Source organism: Micrococcus sp. GPGPB33 (genome assembly GCF_037853785.1).
GTDB lineage: Bacteria > Actinomycetota > Actinomycetes > Actinomycetales > Micrococcaceae > Micrococcus > Micrococcus luteus.
The window spans coordinates 1034285-1052902 of the sequence record NZ_JAQMWO010000002.1 but is presented as its reverse complement, the minus strand read 5'-3'; the positions used below and the strand labels follow the sequence as shown (position 1 = coordinate 1052902).

The 18618-nt window shown below is 69.5% G+C and carries 13 protein-coding genes; 5 read left to right on the top strand and 8 right to left on the bottom strand.

Annotated elements, in window-relative coordinates; all coding sequences use genetic code 11:
• Positions 1-677 precede the first annotated feature (677 nt).
• Complete coding sequence (locus POD19_RS05065; RefSeq protein ID WP_010080161.1) at positions 678-932, bottom strand: DUF6480 family protein; 255 nt, start codon at positions 930-932, stop codon at positions 678-680.
• Between the two features lie 266 nt (positions 933-1198).
• Here POD19_RS05065 and POD19_RS05060 point away from each other — a divergent pair, with 266 nt between their 5' ends.
• From POD19_RS05060 to POD19_RS05045, 4 genes are all read left to right on the top strand, one after another.
• The gene (locus POD19_RS05060; RefSeq protein ID WP_101966114.1) at positions 1199-2347 is read left to right on the top strand and encodes an acetyl-CoA C-acetyltransferase; all 1149 of its coding nucleotides are present in this window, start codon (positions 1199-1201) and stop codon (positions 2345-2347) included.
• A gap of 20 nt (positions 2348-2367) precedes the next feature.
• Positions 2368-3966 (top strand): fatty acyl-CoA synthetase, encoded by a 1599-nt coding sequence (locus POD19_RS05055; protein WP_102708527.1) that lies wholly within the window; start codon positions 2368-2370, stop codon positions 3964-3966.
• On the top strand, positions 3963-5165 hold the full coding sequence (locus tag POD19_RS05050) for an acyl-CoA dehydrogenase family protein (protein ID WP_100057877.1): 1203 nt from the start codon (positions 3963-3965) through the stop codon (positions 5163-5165). The genes POD19_RS05055 and POD19_RS05050 overlap by 4 nt, the downstream gene beginning before the upstream one ends.
• Positions 5166-5227: 62 nt before the next feature.
• Positions 5228-6028, top strand: a complete 801-nt coding sequence (locus POD19_RS05045; protein ID WP_069941412.1) for an enoyl-CoA hydratase/isomerase family protein — start codon at positions 5228-5230, stop codon at positions 6026-6028.
• Between the two features lie 90 nt (positions 6029-6118).
• Here POD19_RS05045 and POD19_RS05040 read toward each other — a convergent pair whose 3' ends face one another.
• The 7 genes from POD19_RS05040 to POD19_RS05010 form a co-directional block, all read right to left on the bottom strand.
• Positions 6119-6328 carry a hypothetical protein gene (locus POD19_RS05040; RefSeq protein WP_002857973.1) on the bottom strand — a complete coding sequence of 70 codons (210 nt, stop codon included), beginning with the start codon at positions 6326-6328 and terminating at the stop codon, positions 6119-6121.
• A gap of 45 nt (positions 6329-6373) precedes the next feature.
• Positions 6374-8431: a GmrSD restriction endonuclease domain-containing protein gene (locus tag POD19_RS05035; protein WP_060973628.1), complete on the bottom strand. Its 2058-nt coding sequence runs from the start codon at positions 8429-8431 to the stop codon at positions 6374-6376.
• Entirely contained in the window at positions 8421-9866 is a 1446-nt protein-coding gene (locus POD19_RS05030; RefSeq protein ID WP_170748087.1) for a DUF262 domain-containing protein, read from the bottom strand. Before POD19_RS05030 ends, POD19_RS05035 begins: the two co-directional genes overlap by 11 nt.
• Before the next feature lie 95 nt (positions 9867-9961).
• Positions 9962-10888: a GIY-YIG nuclease family protein gene (locus tag POD19_RS05025; RefSeq protein WP_060973626.1), complete on the bottom strand. Its 927-nt coding sequence runs from the start codon at positions 10886-10888 to the stop codon at positions 9962-9964.
• A gap of 1 nt (position 10889) precedes the next feature.
• Positions 10890-14156: a type I restriction endonuclease subunit R gene (locus POD19_RS05020; RefSeq protein WP_144818537.1), complete on the bottom strand. Its 3267-nt coding sequence runs from the start codon at positions 14154-14156 to the stop codon at positions 10890-10892.
• Between the two features lie 5 nt (positions 14157-14161).
• Entirely contained in the window at positions 14162-15346 is a 1185-nt protein-coding gene (locus POD19_RS05015) for a restriction endonuclease subunit S (RefSeq protein WP_144818539.1), read from the bottom strand.
• 11 nt (positions 15347-15357) lie between these two features.
• Positions 15358-17358 carry a type I restriction-modification system subunit M gene (locus POD19_RS05010; protein ID WP_144818541.1) on the bottom strand — a complete coding sequence of 667 codons (2001 nt, stop codon included), beginning with the start codon at positions 17356-17358 and terminating at the stop codon, positions 15358-15360.
• A gap of 237 nt (positions 17359-17595) precedes the next feature.
• Between POD19_RS05010 and POD19_RS05005 the strand changes: the two genes are divergently transcribed.
• Entirely contained in the window at positions 17596-18498 is a 903-nt protein-coding gene (locus POD19_RS05005) for a DUF3800 domain-containing protein (RefSeq protein ID WP_020625669.1), read from the top strand.
• Positions 18499-18618 lie beyond the last annotated feature (120 nt).

Below are 18618 nucleotides of genomic sequence, written 5' to 3'. Positions count from 1 at the left end.
CGGCTGCCGCGGGCGGCCGTGGGGTGGATATCCCGCCTCGATGCGTGAGGAGGCCCGGTCTGGACACCGCGCGGGGGCCGGCGCCTAGGTTGAGGCGCACCCGACCGGCCACGCCCGAGCGGCCGGCACGACGTCCGAGGAGGACACCATGGGCATCCTCTCCAGCCTCACCCGCACTCTCGGCGGCGGCCGCCGCGCCAGCCGACCCACCATCGGTGCGCACGTCGGCCGGCCCCCGGCTTCGGCCGGCAGGCCCGCTCTCAGCGACGCCGCTCCAGCGGCCTGGGCGGTGCCCTCCTGGGCACGCTCGGCGGTCTGGCGCTGCGTGAGCTCTCGCGCCGCGGCGCCGGGGGCACGACGCGCGGGCGCAGCTCCGGTGCGTACCGCGGCGGCTTCGGGCCCTCGGCCCGGTCCACGGGCAGCCTCGGCACCGGCCTGCTGGGCGGGCTGCTCGGCGGGGCCCTCGCCTCCCGCGGCCGGTCCGGTGCCGCCAGCCGACGCACGGCGGGCGGACGCCGGACCGTGGGCGGCGGCTTCTGACCGCTGCGCGGGCGCGGAGTCGCCGCTGAACACCATCACCGCGGAGCGGACACGGCACGGGGCGGGCACCGACGGATCGGTGCCCGCCCCGTGGTCGTGGTGGGCCGGTGGCGTGCCCCAGGCGTCTGCGTCCCGGCTCAGCCGAGGCCGGCGACGCGGCCCAGGATGAACAGCAGGACGCCGATGACCACGAGGGCGATGATCAGCCCGAGCACGATCTTGCCCGCCGAGCGCTCGCCGGTCTGCTCCACGTCCATGCCCGGGTTGTCCGGGCCGACGCCCGCACCCTCGGCTGGGGGCGTGTCGCCGTCGAACGCGACGCCGGAGGTCTCGTCCGTCGCCTCGCGTGCGCGCCGGGCGTCCTGGGGGTCGGGGGTGTGCGGGGTGGCCATGGCCGGCTCCTCTCGTCTCAGCGGCACGGGTGCGCGCCGCTGGCCCTCACGGTAGGCCCGGGGCAGGGGGTCCTGACCAGGGCGAGGCGACGCCCGCCCCAGCGCTTTCGTGGCGGAAACGGCGCGCCCCGAGCCGCTTTCGTTGACGAAACGGCGCCCTCCGCCACGCCCGCGCCGCCGCGACGGATCCCGTCACACTCTTGATCGTTGGACGTCCAAGCAATAGCGTGATCGGCGTCACGTTCCCGCCGTCCGGAGGAGCCCCCATGCCCGAGGCCTACATCATCGACGCCGTCCGCACCCCCGTGGGTCGCCGAGGGAAGGGGCTCGCCGGCGTGCATCCCCTCGATCTGGCGGCCGCGCCGCTGCGCGAGCTCGTTGCCCGCCAGAACATCGACTCGGCCGAGTACGACGAGGTCATCCTCGGCTGCATCGACCAGCTCGGCCCGCAGGCCATGGACGTGGCGCGCAACGCCTGGCTCGCGGCCGGGCTCTCCGAGGACGTCCCCGGCACCACGGTCGAACGCCAGTGCGGCTCCGGCCAGCAGGCGGTCCACTACGCCGCGCAGGCCGTCATGAGCGGGACGGCGGACCTCGTCGTCGCCGGTGGCGTGCAGTCCATGAGCGCGATCCCGCTCTCCCGGTCCAACACGGCCGCCCGCGAGCTCGGCTTCCCCGACCCGTTCACCGGCTCCGAGTCCTGGGCCGCCCGCTACGGGGACGAGGAGATCTCCCAGTTCCGCGGGGCCGAGATGATGGCCCGGCACTGGAACCTGGACCGGGACACCCTGGAGGAGTTCGCGGTGCGCTCCCACGAGCGCGCGCTCGCCGCGCAGACCGACGGTCGCTTCGACCGCGAGATCCTGCCCGTCGCCGGCCTCACCGCGGACGAGGGGCCGCGCACCCCGGACGCCGCGAAGATCGCCTCGCTCGACCCGATCGTCCCCGGCGGGCTGCACACCGCCGCCACCGCCTCCCAGATGTCCGACGGCGCGGCCGCCCTCCTGCTCGCCTCCGAGGAGGCCGTGCGCCGCCACGGCCTCACCCCGCGAGCCCGCATCCACCACCTCTCCGCCCGCGGCGCCGACCCCGTCATGATGCTCTCCGCCCCGATCCCGGCGACGGCGTACGCGCTCGACCGCATGGGCCTGACCATCGACGACATGGACCTCGTGGAGATCAACGAGGCGTTCGCCGCCGTCGTGCTGGCCTGGCTGACCGAGACCGGCGCGGACCCGGCGAAGGTCAACGTCAACGGCGGGGCGATCGCCCTGGGCCACCCCATCGGCGCCACCGGCGCCCGCCTGATGACCTCGCTGCTGCACGAGCTCGAGCGCAGCGGCGGCCGCTATGGCCTGCAGACCATGTGCGAGGGCGGCGGCCAGGCCAACGTCACCGTGATCGAGCGTCTCTGACCCATCCCCCGGAGGTTTCCATGCCAGGCCAGATCACCCACCCCACCGACGCCGGCCACCTCTCCCCCGCCCCGGAGGACACGATCGGCCGCGTGTTCGCACGCGCGGTCGCCCGTTCCCCGCAGGCCGTCGCCCTGCGCTTCGAGGACCGCGACTGGACCTACGCCCAGCTCCGGGACGGAGCGCACCGCGTGGCCCGCCGCCTCCAGGACACCGGCCTGCCGGCCGGCACCCGGGTGGCCGCCTATGCCACCAACTCGGACGCCTACGCGCTGCTCTTCCTCGCCTGCGTCACGGCCGGCTACGTGCACGTGCCCGTGAACTTCGCGCTCAAGGGCGGCGAGCTCGCCCACGCCCTCGAGGACTCCGGCGCGGAGCTGCTCGTGGCCGACGCCGGCATGCTCGAGCGGGTCGACCAGGTCCGGGCCGAGGGCCGCGCGTCGGCTCTGCGGCACGTGTGGACCATGCTCCCCGCCGGCCACGCCGAGCCCTCCGTGCTGGAGACCGCCCAGGACGAGACGTTGGACGCCGCCGCCCCGGAGGCGGAGGTGTCGGCCACCGACCTGGCCCAGCTGCTCTACACCTCCGGCACCACCTCCACCCCCAAGGGCGCCATGATGTCCCACCGGGCGCTCGTGGCGGAGTACCTCTCCTCGATCATCGCGCTGGACTTCACGGCCGAGGACCGCCCCCTCGTGGCCATGCCGCTGTACCACTCGGCCGCGATGCACGTGTTCCTGCTCCCCTACCTGAGCCTCGGCGCCACGGTGCGCCTGCTGCCCGCCCCGGACATCCCCCGGATGCTCGAGCTCGTGGAGACCGAGCACATCGGCTCCCTGTTCCTGGCGCCCACCGTCTGGGTGCCGCTGGCGAACCACCCGGACCTGGCCACGCGCGACCTCTCCTCGCTGCGCAAGGCCCAGTACGGCGCCTCGATCATGCCGGTGACCGTGCTGCAGCGCCTGCGCCAGAGCCAGCCGGGCATCGGCTTCTACAACTGCTTCGGCCAGTCCGAGCTGGGCCCGCTGTGCACCGTGCTGCGCCCCGAGGAGCACGACGCGCGGCCGGCCTCGTGCGGCCGCCCCGTGTTCCACGTGGAGGCGCGGGTGATGACGGCCGACGGCGCCCCCGCCGCGCCCGGCGAGCCCGGCGAGATCCAGTACCGTTCGCCGCAGCTGCTCTCCGGCTACTGGAACCGCCCGGATGCCACCGCGGACGCGTTCACCGACGACGGCTGGTTCCGCTCCGGCGACCAGGTCACCCAGGACGCGGCCGGCTACATCCAGGTGGTGGACCGCATCAAGGACGTCATCAACACGGGCGGCGTGCTGGTCGCCCCGCGCGAGGTCGAGGACGCGATCTACGAGCTCGACGAGGTGGCCGAGGTCGCCGTCATCGGCCTGCCGGACGAGCGGTGGATCGAGGCGGTGACCGCCGTCATCGTGCTCAAGGAGGGGGCCGAGCTGACCGCGGAGACCGTGCGCGCCCACGTGAAGGAGCGGCTGGCGGGCTTCAAGGTGCCCAAGCGCGTGGACTTCGTGGCGGAGCTGCCGCGGAACCAGTCGGGCAAGCTCCTCAAGCGCGCGCTGCGCGCCGAGCGGACGCAGGAGGCCCGGTGACGCGCGGGCAGAAGCCGACCTACGACGTCGTCACGCCCCTGGACGTGGACTACCTGGACGCGTTCGGTGAGGCCACGGACGAGGACCGCGCGCACTGGGACCGCGCCCGCGCCTACGGGCGGGAGGTGCTCGAGCGGATCGACGGGCACTGGGACCGGGCGGAATACCCGTTGGACCTGGTGGCGCGGGCGGGCGAGCTGGACCTGCTCACCGATGGGCTGGAGGTGCCGGGGCACGCGGTGATGTCCCCGCTGGCCGCGGGCCTGGTGGCGATGGAGATCTCCCGGGCGGACGGATCCATGGCGGCCGCGGCGGCGGTGCAGGGCGGGCTCGTGCTGCGTGCCCTGGTGCACTGCGCCAGTGCGGAGCAGAAGGAGCGGTACCTCGAGCCGGTGGCGCGCGGCACGCTGCCGGGCGGGTTCGCGCTCACGGAGCCGCTGCACGGCTCGGACTCGGTGTCCCTCGAGACGTCCGCGCGGCCCGACGGCGCCGGCGGCTGGGTGCTGAACGGCGCCAAGAAGTGGATCGGCAACGGGGCCGCCGGTGGCATCACGATCGTGTGGGCGCGCGACACCGAGGACGGCCAGGTCAAGGGGTTCGTGGTGGAGCAGTCCACGCCCGGCTACGAGGCCGAGGTGATCACGGGCAAGGGCGCGCTGCGGGCCATCCACCAGGCGGAGATCACGCTGACCGACGTGCGGGTCGGCGACGACGCGCGGCTGCCGGGCGTGGCGACGTTCAAGGACGCCGCGCGCGTGCTGGTGGCCACCCGCGTGAACGTGGGCTGGTCCGCGCTGGGCCACGCGACCGCCATGTTCGAGGCCGCGCTGGCCTACGCCCGGCAGCGCGAGCAGTTCGGCAAGCCGCTGGGAGCGCACCAGATGGTGCAGGAACGGCTGGCGCAGATGCTGGACGAGGTGACCGCGATGCAGACCCGCTGCGTGGCCGTGGCCCGCCTGCAGGCGGCCGGGCGACTGCGCGACGAGCAGGCCTCCCTGCTGAAGTACGCCTGCACCCGGGGCGCGCGCCGGGTGGCGCAGATCGCCCGGGACATGCTCGGCGGCAACGGCATCCTCCTCGAGCACCGGGTGATGCGGCACTTCGCCGACGTCGAGGCGCTGCACACCTACGAGGGCACCGAGTCCGTGCAGGCGTTGATCCTCGGCCGGGACCTGACCGGGATGAGCGCGTTCGCGTGAGCCCCGGCCGGCCGCTCTCGTGCCCGGCACCCGCCCCCCACCTTCCGACCCCAGGAGCTGACATGACCACCGCACCCACCCCTTCCCCCCACGACGACGCCCCCGCCGTCCTCGTCGAGACGCGGCCCGGCGTCGTGCGGCTGACGCTGAACCGGCCCGCGAAGGGCAACGCGCTCGGGCTGACGATGGCGCGCGAGGTGCTCGCGGCGATCGCCGCGGCCGAGGCGGACGAGTCCGTGCACGTGCTCACGCTGACCGGCGCGGGACGGATCTTCTGCGGCGGCGGGAACGTCCAGGCCATGGCCGCCGCGCCTGCCGGGCCGGAGCGGCGCGCGATGATCCAGGAGCTCGGCGAGGCGGCGGGCGAGGTCGCGGTGGCGCTGACGGGCTCTCGCCTGCTGGTGCTGGCCGGCGTCAACGGGACGGCCGCCGGGGCGGGGCTCGGGCTCATGCTGGGCGGCGACGTCGTGCTGGTGCGCGAGGATGCGCAGCTGGTGACGGCGTTCTCCGCGCTCGGGATGACACCGGACACGGGCGTGTCCTACTGGCTGCCGCGGGTGCTGGGGCCGGTGCGCGCGACGCAGCTGCTACTCGGCGGGCGGCGCCTGAACGGGACCGAGGCCGTCGCGTGGGGCCTGGCGACCGAGGCGGTGGCCGGCGGCGCGTTCGCGGCGCGTCTGGCGGAGCTCGAGGACGATCTGGTGGCCGGTCCGGCGCACACCTATGGGCCGACGAAGGCGCTGGCGCGCGGGGCCGACGTCGAGGCGCTGCGCGCGCATGTGCGGCAGGAGGCGGCGTCGATCGCGGCGGCGTCCGAGCACCCGGAGGCCGTGCGGCGGGTGGAGGCGTTCGCGGGCCGGTGAGGGGCGGACGACAGCCCGGGCCGTGAGTGGCCAGGCCGGCGGCGCGTGTTCAGCGGGCCGACCCCGGCCGGGTCCGCGAGGGCGTGGAGGTCACTTGAACATCTTCAGGACGTCGCCCAGGCCGACCGTGGTGCGCCGGTAGACGGCGTTGTAGGCGGCGCGCTTCGGATCGCGCAGCCAGCCCATCCCCTTGCGGCCGTAGCCGGGGATGACCTTGCGCTTGATCGCACGCTTGGCGCGGCCCGTGGTGCGGGCCTTGATGGACTTCTTCAGGCTGGGCTTGCGGAGACCGATCTTCATGGGGCGAGCGTAACGGGGGCCCTGAGGCCAGATCGTCCCGAGGTGTCAGGGCCGCTTGCCCTGCCACTCCTGGATCACCCGCCGCATGCTGTTCCCGTGTTCCTTGATCTGAGGGACGTCCCAGTCGCCCTCGGCGTGAAGGATGCCGGCCATGAGCTGGAACTTGAGGCTCTGCTCGTCCGAAGAGTACTGCTTCACCTTCGATACGGGCATCAGGTTGTTCCGCTGGGAGTTCTCGCGTCGGCCCATGATGCACAGGTTCCCGAAACGGTTGACGTCCTCCGCGGTCAAGGCCTCCTGCTCCTCACCCGGAACCACGGGGTAGAAGTGCTCCACCGAGGTTCGGTACCGGAACCGGAAGGCGTCGGCGCGCCTGCGGAGCACCTCCTGTTCGACATCGCTGAGGGGCTCCCGCAGATGTTCCCGTTCCATGGGCGATGTCCGGCCTGCGTCCCAGAGGATGTAGTCCAGGGCGTTGAAGACGAAGTTGGGGACGTTGACGCCGGCATCCCAGGTCTTGTCCGCCTCATAGGCGCGGAGGCGCTCCCGCGCCAGATCTTCCAGCATGTGCTGGAACGCCACGCCGTCCACACCGTCCTCCGGCTGCGCATCCAGCCATCGCAGGATGCGGTACAGGAAGTACTTGGACGTGCGGCGCGTGTCGGTGACCTGGAACATGGCCTGAAGGTTCCGGACGGCGTCCTGGACCTGCGGATCCTGGAAGGTGTTCTTCACACCCAGCCGCCGGCGCGGAGAGCGCTCGCCGGACTCCGTCTCGAGCTTCTGAGCTCGGCTGAGCACCCAGTTCTCCTCGTCCGCCTGTGTTCCCGTCGTCGCCAGAGTCCTGATCACATAGGTGTCCAGCAGAAGGCGCATACGGAGCAGCGTCACGAGGAACCGCTGAGACCAGGCCGCGTCGCCTTGGCCGTGCTGGGCGAACTGCTCCAGCAGGGAGCCGTCCTCGAGCCGCACGGCCCCCGTCGAGTCCTGGCCCCACCGTGGCAGGCCTGGCTCGGCCCCCTCACCCTTCTCCTGCATCACGCGCAGCACATGCAGCAGCAAGTTCGGGAAGTCGACGATGGTCCCGTAGGCGCCAGTATCGGCGTCGTCCTGGCATTGGTCGGACGAGGGCCCGGACTCCACGGCGGTCTGCCCGGCGGCCAGCAGAACCCCAATGATGGTGCGGGCGCCCGACGCCATCGCGGTCTGGCTCGGCGCGAGAGCTGCCCGCAGCGACGCGAAATCCCGCGTGAGGAGGGCCGACCAGGACCCGCCGAAGACGGCGTCTCTTGCCGCCTCACCGCCATCCTTCGGCCGCTCCGTCGAGAACTGGAGCTGGATGTGGCGGTCCAGAACGGCGCAGGCGTCCCAGACGTGCGCGAACACCTTCCGGTCCGTGGCGTCCTGGAGAGGCCGCATCAATGTGGCCTTCAGGATCTCGTGCTTGGCGAGCTGCTCACCGCGGGTGTTCATCACCTCGAAATAGTGGTTGAGGTCCGTGCCCTTCGGAAGTTCGGTGCGCAGCAACCGGACATGCTTCCAGAGGTACGCGAGGTCGTCGCCGTCGAACATCACCTCCTGATCGTCTGCCGGGGTTTGCCGTTCCAAGGCCCGCCGGCAGGCCGCAGCGATCGTCTCGACGGCCACCCCGATGGCGTCCACCTGGAACGACGTCCCGGCGGGGGCGCCCCGACGACGGAGGGTCGCGAGGTCCTCCCCGGCCTCGGGGCGCCCTTCGTAATCCAGGACGGCCAACGCCCGGGGGTCGAGGACACCGGCACGGATGACACGCTCCGCGACGGCTGCCAGCACCGTCAGCGTGGTCAGGCGCTGCTGCCCGTCGACCACCTCGTCGATCGGCACGCCCTCGGGAGTCGTGGCTCGGTTCACCACCAGCGAGCCGAGGTAGTAGTCGGACGAGGCTCCCTGCGTATCCGGCTTTTCCGAGCGGAGGCGAGCGCGGCGCACGTCCTCGAGGAGTGTCGCGATCTCGACCTGCGTCCAGGCGTAGGCCCGCTGGTAGACCGGCACCCGGTAGTGCCGGGCGGCGGTGAAGACCTCCTCGATCGTCAGCGCCTCAGGCGAGTGCTTCTCAGTCTGCATCGTGGGCTTCCTCCGTGTCCCAGGGCGTGTCCGAGTAGAGACGCTCCACCGGGGAGGCATCGTCCACGTACGGCCCGGGGAGGGCCGCCACGCGCCCGGTGACGGCGGCGGGGTCCAGGCTGCTCCTCATCAGGCGGAACAGGTTGACCCGGTCCTCCAGGTCCGGCGCCCCGTGCTGGCCCAGCGCGTGAAGTTCCACGGAGCGCGGGTAGACCCGCGTCAACCGCGTTCTCAATGCGAAGGCATGCCGTGCGAGCACGAGAGCGGCGCGCTCGATGTCGTGGTCGCCGAACCGGTCCGCGTAGGCCAGCAGCAGCGCTCCGTAGAGCTCCTGTGTGTAGCGGTAGCCAGCGCCGGTACCGGTGGCCCGGACGAGCCGGGTGATCGTCTGGAATCGCCTGTTCTCCCTCCCACGACGGGCGTCGTCCTCGGCGGTCTGCTCCGCGTCCGTCGCGGAGACGCCGAGGTCCCTCGCGAGCCGGGTGTAGTGGCGCACGAGGCGGAAGAACATCTCACCGTCGATGACGGGCTGGGTCAGCTGGAACGGGAATTCCAGCGGAGGAAGGGCACCGTGCGCGATCAGCGTGGCGTTTCGCCCGTTGTAGTCGTCCACGTGGGCCTTGGCCATGAGAAGCCCGTGCGCCCAGGGCAGTCGGCCGAGGCCCGTCGGCCCCGCGGAGATCCCCTTGAACGCTCCGATCCGGGACGCGGTGAAGCCGTCGCGCGGCAGGGACTCACCGGCGCTCCAGCGGAGGATCGGATAGAGCAGACGCGAGAAGAGATGGTGGATCTCGAACGGCGGGGTAGCTTCCCACTCCCGCACGGCCGCGAGGATCGCCGCCCGGTCCGATGTGGCCTCTGCATAGGCGCGGAGGTGGTATGCCTTCAGTAGGTCGGTGGGCAGGAGCGCCCGGCCGCGGGTGTTCTGCGAGTCGAACATCTGGAAGGCCGCGTCGAGGTCGCTGACGATCAGGCGCACCAGCGTGCAACGGTCCAGGAAGTAGTCCGCGAAGTCCTCGACCTCGGTGCTGTCCCAGGACCGGAATGTCTGCAGGATGAGGCGGTGGTTCTCGACGATGTGGCGCTCCGACACGTCCCGGCGGCCCGGCGGCAGCTCGATGGCCGCCGCGCGGTCCAGGGCCGCACGCTGGTGCTCGGCGCGCTCGGCGGTGTCGCCCAGGACCTCCTGCAGTGCGAGCGCGATCAGGGCGAAGGTCATGTACCGCTGCTGGCCGTCGACGATGTCCAGCCAGCCGTCCTCGAGGTGCACGATCATGGTGCCGATCCGGTAGGACGCGGCCGCACGGAAGCGACGGATGTCCTCGACGAGCTGCCCCGTGTTCGTCGTGGACCACGTATAGGGCCGCTGGTACTCGGGGATACGGAGACGAGGGTCGCGCAGTGCGTCCGCGACGGTCAGGACGTTCGCGGTCAACGACCCGGAGCGCCCCGTCCCCGGTCCTTGGGCGTCGCTCTGGGCACCCCGCGGATGGTCGACGGCGGCATCCAAAGCGGTCGGCCGCGTCCTCATCAGGCGTCGTCTTCCATGGGCTCCGGCGCGGCCGAGGCGGCCTCGACCTCGCCGAGGGTGCGCCCATCCGGCGCCCGCCATGAGGACGGCCCGCTCATGCTCCCGCCGGCCACGAATCCGGCCGCGGCCGAGGAGCTGGTGAAGGAGACGTCCTCGGTCAGCACCCCATCGGCACCGATGTGGTCGGCGAAGCGCTCCCGGCCCGCCCGGACACCGGGGGGTGCGCTGGGCCGCAACCCCTCCATGAGGCCGCTGCCCCGCAGGACGACGAACCCGTCCGGCGTGGGGTGTCCCTGGGCTCTGACGCCGTTGACCGTCATGGTGAACAGGGTGCGCTTCGGCGCCGCTTCGGGCGCCTGGGTGGCCCGGCCCGCCGCGGCCGCGGCATGTGAGCCGTCGGCGCTCTCGAAGACGCGGTGCCCCAGGGCGCTGATCAGGAGCTTGGCCTTGTCGGCGTACTCCTCCAGCTCCGCCTTCTTCTCCTGCGTGACGTTGCCCTGGGAGGGTGCCACCGCATTGTCCACGGTGAAGCGCCCGGCCGTGGTGGCCGCCTGGTGGAAGTAGTGCTCCAGGTAGGTCACCTCCGTGGGGCCGAAGGTGTCCCCGAGGGTGGAGAGGAGTATGGCCCGGTTCCAGAAGTCGTGCGCCTCTTTCCGGACGTGCTCCCGGATCCTGCCCACCATGCCGTTGCCGTTGGCCCGCCCGACGGCCTGCCCGACGTAGACGACGTCGTCGCCGGAATCGGCGTCCTGCCCCAGCAGCAGGTACACACCGGTGCCTTCGAACGCCTCGGGGTGCCCGTCCGCGTTGAGACTGGTGCGTGGCACCACGTACACGAGGCCCGTCCAGTTGTCGAGGGTGCACTTCAGCCGACCGGTGGGTGCACCGTCCATCAGGAAGACCTGCAGTGTCTTGGGATGTGCCATCTCAGCTCCCCTTCCGAACGCGCGACGGCGTCGCACTCGCCCTCTCATCGACGGAAGTGCCCTGCGAAGGGGCCGTTTCGTCAGCGAAAACGGCGGACCGTCCATGAGCAACGTCCACCGGCCCAGCCCCCTCGCTCCGCACCTTCCAGTACAAGTACTCCCCGATCGCCGCGACGATCATCTTGGACGGATCCCCGCCCCTGCCCACGATGTCCGTCATTTTCGCGAAGGCGTCCTCGTTCGCGTACACGGCGCCCATCGCCGACCGTTCCAGGTTCGGGCTCGCCAGGAACTGCTCCAGCGAGTTCGCTCCGGCCTGCCCCAGCAGCTTCTCGTCCTCCATGAGCGGCGCCACGAGGGCACTGACCCACGCCTCCTGCTGGGACGGGGAGGCATCCACGCCTTCGCCGGCGAAGATCTCGTTGATCTTCTCGATGACCTCCTCCAACGGCCCGCGCTGCTTCTCACGCGCCCGCCCGCCTCCCACAGCGGTGGTCCCCTTCAGCGCGACCCCACCGGTCAGCCCGATGTCCCCCGAGGACGTCTTCTTCTGCCGGATGCTCACCAGCTGCACATCGCTCAGGTCGATCAGTTCCTCACCGCCGGGCTGATCGCCCACGAGCTGCACCAGGTGCCGCAGGAACAGCGCCCGCTTGTAGTGCTCGGTGTCCCCGAACTCGTAGATCTGGGAGAGGAAGTCGTAGAGGCTGACGAAGGACCGCATGTCCTTGCGCGTCAGCACGAGCTCGTTCACGCGCGTCTCGTCCTGGTTCATCCGCGCATGCGCCAGCTCCTTGCGGAACCGGTATGCCACGGGCTCCAGCGCGGCCTGCAGGCCCTCCTGCCCGCTCCCCGGCTTCCACGCCACCCACACGTCGGCGAATGCGTCGACCTCGTCCCAGTCGTACACGCCCGCGGCGTCGAGCTTCGTCCCCAGGTCGTGGATCAGGTTCGGGTCCGTCACCGTCTCCAGCTTCGCGCCGGCGTAGTACGGCTCGAAGGCGGCCTGGATGTCGTCTTCGGAGTTCACGAAGTCCAGCACGTAGGTGGTGTCCTTGCCGGGCGCCGCACGGTTCAACCGGGACAGCGTCTGCACGGCCAGCACGCCGGAGAGCTTCTTGTCCACGTACAGAGCGCAGAGCTTCGGCTGGTCGAAGCCGGTCTGGTACTTGTTGGCCACGATCATCACCTGGTAGCCGTCCCCGTCGAACGCCTTCGCCAGGTCGCCGGTCACGGACGGGTTCATGGACCGTTCGGTGACCTTCTCGAGCCCGAATTCGTCGTCGGTGATCTCGCCGGAGAAGGCCACCAGGGTGCCCACGTCCGTGTATCCCATGTCCTGGATGTACTGGTCCATCTGGCGCTTGTACCGGACGGCGGCGGCGCGGGAGTCGGTGACCACCATGGCCTTGGCCTGCCCGTCGAGCAGTCCGGCCACGTTGGCGCGGAAGTGCTCCACGATGATCTTGACCTTCTGCGCGATGTTCGTCGGGTGCAGCTTGACCCACCGCATGAGCTTCTTGCTCGCCTCGGTCTGGTCCACTTCGGTGGTCGACTTCCCGACGGCGGCCCGGTCGCCTTCCGGACGGAACTCGCCCTTCTGTCCGGCCAGGGCCAGCTTGAAGGCGGTGTCGTAGTTGGTGAAGTTCTTCAGCACGTCGAGGATGAACTCCTCCTCGATGGCCTGCCGCATGGTGTACCGGTGGAAGGAGGCCGGGAGCTCCTGGCCCTTCTCGTCATATTCGCCGGAGGGGCGGCCGAACATCTGCAGGGTCTTGTCCTTCGGGGTGGCGGTGAAGGCGAAGAAGCTGATGTTCTCCGGGCGTCCGGTGGCGGCGACCTCGGCGGCAAGGATGGACTCGGTATCCGCTTCTCCCCCGTCGTCGAGGTCGGCCTGCTCGTCCGGGGTGAGCACGCGCTTGAGCTTGGCTGCGGCGGAGCCGGTCTGGGAGGAGTGCGCCTCGTCCGCGATCACCGCGTAGGTGCGGCCGGCGAGCGTCGAGTCACCTTTGAGGAGCTCGAGCACGGCGGGGAAGGTCTGCAGCGTCACCACGATGATCCGGTTGCCCTGCAGCAGGGTCTGCTTCACCAGGGCGGACTTGCTGGTGGCCTCTCCCCCGAGGTTCTTGCGGTCCACGGCCACCACGGTGCCGGAGGTCCGCTCGATCTGCCGGACGGCCTCCTGCAGCTGGTCGTCCAGCACGGTGCGGTCGGTGACCACGATGACCGAGTCGAACACCCGCTGCTCGTCCGCCCCGTAGGTGGAGAGCAGGCGGTGGGCGGTCCAGGCGATGGTGTTGGTCTTGCCGGAGCCCGCGGAGTGCTCGATCAGGTAGGACTTGCCGGCGCCCTCCTCACGGACGGCGGCGAGCATCGTGGTGACGGCCTCCCACTGGTGGAAGCGCGGGAAGATCAGCGTGGACTTCCGGCGCGAGCGGCCGTGCTCGTCCTCCACGGTCTCCTTCTTGAGGAAGACGAACTTCTGGAGGATCTCGAGCCAGGTGTCCCGCTGGAGGATCCGTTCCCACAGATAGGCGGTCGAGGAACCGCCGTCCGGATTGAGCGGGTTGCCGGCGTGGCCGTCGTCGCCTTGGTTGAACGGCAGGAAGAAAGTTCCCTTCCCAGCCAGCTTGGTGGTCATCCAGACCTCGCGGTTGGAGACGGCGAAGTGGACCACGGCGCGGGTGCCGAACCCGAACAGCGGCGTGGCCTTGGGGTTGCGCTCGCGGTATTGCTTCTTCGCGTGGCCGATGGACTGGGTGGAGTCGGTCTTCAGCTCGATCGTGGCCACGGGCAGGCCGTTGACGAACAGCACCAGGTCTACGGACTGGTTGGTGGCCGGGTTGAAGTGCACCTGACGCATCACGCGCAGCCGCATGCGCTCGTAGGAGGCGACGGCGGCCGGGTTGAGGTTTGTGGCTGGCCGCGGCTCGGCCATGCGCAGGGTGGCGGAGGTGCCGACCTTGAAGCCCTTGCGGAGCACGTTGAGGGTGCCGCCGACGCCGGTGTCCTGCGGCTTGTTCAGCACGTCGATCAGGCGGGTGGTGATCTGGTCCCGCTGTGCCTGCTGCGCAGAGGCCGGGGCATCGGCCTTCACGATGCGCCCGTAGTCCTCCGGCTGATTCTCGGCCAGCCAGGCGTGGACGTCCTCGGGGAAGATCGCGTTCTTACGGTCGTAGCCGGCATCGTTGGGCGAGTAGAGCCAGCCGTGCTGCTCCAGGTACTCGCAGATGTAGGTCTCGAGTTCGCTCTCGTTGTGGATGGCCATGGCGGTCAGTCCTCCGTGGGGATCTCGATCTGGCCGGTGACGGCGGCAGTGATCAGCGCGGCGCGGCGCTCCTGGGCAAGCTCGATGAACTGCTCGGCCTTGGCGATGAGCGCGTCGATCTTGGCGGTCTCGCGGTCGAGGTGGTCGGCGATTTCGCGCTGCTCTTCCAGGGGTGGGACGGGCACCGTGAAGTTCATTAGTTTCGACAACGGCAGGTTGTTCGCAAGCCCTTCGGCTCCGCTGATCGACCGCAGGACTTGCTCCCGATAGATCTGCGAGTTCAGAGCCCAGTAGAGGTATCGGACCCACACGTTCTGACTTGGCACCAGCCTGAAGTTCTTGTCCGAAAGAACGAGGCGGCGTGACAGCTGACCGACTAATGCCGCCGATCCTACGAGCCTCGGACTACCACTGGCACGGGATACCACCAAGTCACCCTCATGGAGCTCAATCCCAAGGGGAACCGTGACACTCTCAGGCACCGGTTTCGATGCCTCCTCGTTGAAGAATCCATCGTTGCTGGCACCCGACTTCAAGACCCAGATGTCTTCCAGGCCAGTAGCCGAGCTCGTGTCTGGCGAGATGCCTTGGTCGACTCGTGAGACAAGGCGCTTGAGCAGAAGTCCTCGATCGGCAGCCGCTTCAAGTGCATGTTCGATAGCTGCGCTGCGCCGCTCGCGGAGAGCTCCCACGAGGGCACGCTGTTTCTCGATCAGGGCGTCGATCGTGGCGGTCTCGCGGTCGAGGTATTCCGCGATGAGCTGTTGACGCGATCGCGAGAAGTTAGGCACATTGATGGCCTTCATGTCTTGATACGAGATGCGAGGCGTACGTACACCGCCGTTACCAACGTTGCCAATGCCACGCACGCGAGCTGTCATCTCAGCGACGAATGTCCTCGACCGCATGTAGTAGTGCCAGAAGCGCCCATATTGATTGGCACGCAGTTGAAGAACCATGTAGTCAGGACTGCAAACTCCATCACGAGCCGAAAGCCCCAGAGCCCCCTGGTACGCGCTCATCCTGTTGACCACGATGTTTCCGGGTGAAACTACCTTGTAGTTGGAGAGGTCCTCCGCGCGTTCCTGCTCGTCAGTGAGTTCGTTCCGAAGTCGGACTCCCGAATGCTGCGAGACACTCAAGAGAGGCAGGTCCCTGGTTCCTTTCCGGACGTCGATGGGGTTCGCCACAGCTTGAAACCTCACCGCTCCACCTCGCTCAACAGCTCGATGATCTCGGCCGTGAGCTGCTTGAGCTCAGCGTCGATCTCCTCGAGCGGACGCGGCGGCACGTACGTGTAGAAGAGCCGGGTGAAGGGGATCTCGTAACCGATCTTGGTCTTGGACTCGTCGATCCAGGCGCCGGGCACGTGCGGGGCCACCTCGGCCTCGAAGTACTCGTGGATGTCCCGGCCGAAGGGCACCAGTTCGGTGTCCCGCAGCGCGGTGTCCGGCTCCGGCTCGCCCTTCTTGTTCGTCACCACCTCCGCTGCCGGGTCGTGCACGCCAATGGCCCCGGTCAGGGCCTTCACCAGTGGAGCACCGGCGGTCACGCCGTGCTCCTGCAGCGCCTTCTTCAGGTCCAGCTGGAATGTCGGCTGGTGGTCCCAGACCCGGCCACGCAGGGAGGCGAGGGCGGCCTCGAGAGCCGAGCGGCCGTCGTCGGGAAGCTTGTCCACCGGCTTGGTGGCGAGCGCCGCCGCGATGGTGGCGTCCTCCACCTCGAAGCGCAGCTGCAGCGGGCGCTCCACGGTGATCTCCCGGTAGCCGAAGTCCTGGGCGGTGAGGACCTTGGAGAACTCGGCGTTGTCCTCGGGCTGGGCGTCGAAGTCCCGGTAGATGTCCAGCACACGCTGGCGGTCCGCCGTGGACAGCTCCTTGTTCTTCGAGCCCACGTTGCGGCGCAGCTTGGTGAAGAACGTGCGGGCGTCAATCAGCTGCACCTTGCCGCGGCGCTCTGCCGGCTTGTTGTTGTCCAGCACCCACACGTAGGTGGCGATGCCGGTGTTGTAGAACATGTCCGTGGGCAGCGCGACGATCGCGTCCACCAGGTCTGACTCCAGCAGCCAGCGGCGGATCTCGGACGGGCCCGAGCCCGCCCCGCCCGTGAACAGCGGGGAGCCGTTGAGGACGATGCCGGCCCGTCCCCCGCCCTCCGAGACCGGGCGGAGCTTCGAGGCGACGAGCTGGAGGAACAGCATCTGGCCGTCGCTGATGGCGGGGGTGCCGCCCGGGAAGCGGTTCGTGGCGCCGCCGGCGGCGATCTCCTTCTCCACCGCGGTGCGGGAGGCCTTCCAGTCGCCGCCGTAGGGCGGGTTGGAGAGGACGTAGTCGAAGCGCTCGGTCAGGTGGGCGTCGTTCTTGAGGGTGTCCCCGCGGGCAATGCCATCCGCGGCCTGGCCCTTGCCGAGCAGCTCGGACTTGCAGATCGCGTAGGACTGGTCGTTGAGCTCCTGCCCGAACAGGCGGACCTCCGCGTTCGGGTTCATGCGGCGCAGGCGCTCGTCCAACACGGAGAGCATGCCGCCGGTGCCGGCCGTGGGGTCATAGACGGTGCGGACCGGGTAGCCGGTGAGGACGTCGTCGTCGTTGGCGGTGAGCAGGTCCACGAGGAGCTTCACCGCGTCGCGCGGGGTGAAGTGCTCACCGGCGGTCTCGTTGGAGGCGGCGGCGAAGCGGCGGATCAGGTCCTCGAAGAGGGTGCCCATCTCCGCGTTGGAGACGACCTCCGGGGAGAGGTCGATGGAGGCGAACTGCTGGAGGACCAGGAAGAGGCGGTCGTGCTCGTCCAGCTTGGCGACCGTCTTGTCGAACTCGTAATAGGTGAACAGGTCCGCCACGTTCTGGGAGAACCCGTCCACGTAGGCCAGCAGGTTCGTGCGGAGCAGGTCCGGCTCCTGCAGGATGCGGTCCAGGGTGAAGGGGCTGAGGTTGTAGAACGTCAGGCCCGTGCGCGACTCCACCAGGTTGTCCAGCATGAAGTCTGGATGGCCCTTGGCCGCCAGTTCAGCGAAGAACTCCCGGTGCGGGGCCATGACCGCCTCCATGCGGCGCAGGATGGTGAGCGGAAGGACGAGGGTGCCGTACTGGTTCGGCTTGAATACGCCCCGGAGCTGATCCGCGATCCCCCACACGAAGTTCGAGAGGTTCTGGGGAGAGCGGTGGGGCGCCGAGGCAGCGCCGCGCGTGGCGGGGGTGGTCATGGGGTCCTTCGAATGGTGGGGGCGGGCCGCTGGACGGGACCCATTCCGACCCCGCAGCGACCCGACAGGGCGACGGATCATACACAACCACACTTGCCTATGCTCTGCGCGCGCGAGTACGCTCGCGTGTGGTAGCTAGGGCTGAGACAGTGCCCCGAGCACCAATTCGAGAGGCCCACGCTTGCGTGGGCCTCTGCGCTTGTCTGCAGTGTCCGCTGTGCCCTGCACAATGGTCAGATGCTGCTGGCGTACATCGACGAGATCGGCGAGCCGGGCGCCTACGTCGGCCCGGACCATCCTCGCTTCCGGACAAGCCCAGCCTTCGGTTATGCCGGATTCGTCATGCCGGAGTCTGCCGCACGAGGCTTTGGGGCGAAGTTCACCGCGCTGAAGCGTCAGCTGTTCGCCTCGGAGATCGACCGAGCGGAACACCCCGGACGGTGGGAGTTCAAGGGGGCCAATCTGTTCCGACCGGATACCCCCGCGCGCTTTCCGCAGCAGCTCCGCGTGTTCGATGCGCTCGTGCGGTCCGTCGTCGCCGACCACGCCGGCAAGCTGTTCTACTACGCCGACGAGAAGCAGCGTGGGACGCCCAAGCAGATCGGCCTCGACGTCGAGAAACGCGAAGCCGACGCCATGCGAGAGACTCTGAACCGTCTGGCCCGCCATGCCCACCATCACGGACATAACCTCATGGTGATCATCGATCAAATCAATGAGAAGACGCGAGTCGAACGCGTTGCATCGATGTATGCCCACATCTTCAGCCGAGCCGGCGACTTTCCGGAGATGCGGTGCATCGTGGAACCGCCCATGCACGTGGACAGTTCGCTGAGCTCCAACGTGCAGTTCGCCGACTGGGTCGCCGCCGCCGTCACACGCGCTGTCGATCACCAGCTCAACGACTTGTCCAAGTACGCCTGGGTCACCGACCCCCAGCGGCTGGCATCCATGAGGGGCAGCTTCACCTACGAGTCTAAACTGCACCTGTGGAACCGCGGCGTGCAGGACTTCAACCACTCTGAGCTGTTCCACCGCGAACGGCGGCTTGCCCCGACCCCGTATGGACAGCTTCTGGGGGCCTCGGTGGACCCCGCGGCGGCGGAGAAGATGGCGAAGATCTGGCGCTCGGGACACTAAGACCTGGCGCCGCTGATAGAGATCGCCCCGGCCCTGCGTCAGGCGGAACACAGCCCCGCATATTCTGGTCCTCCGCGGGCTGCGAAGGACCAGAATATGCGGGCGGCGGGTGGACCACCT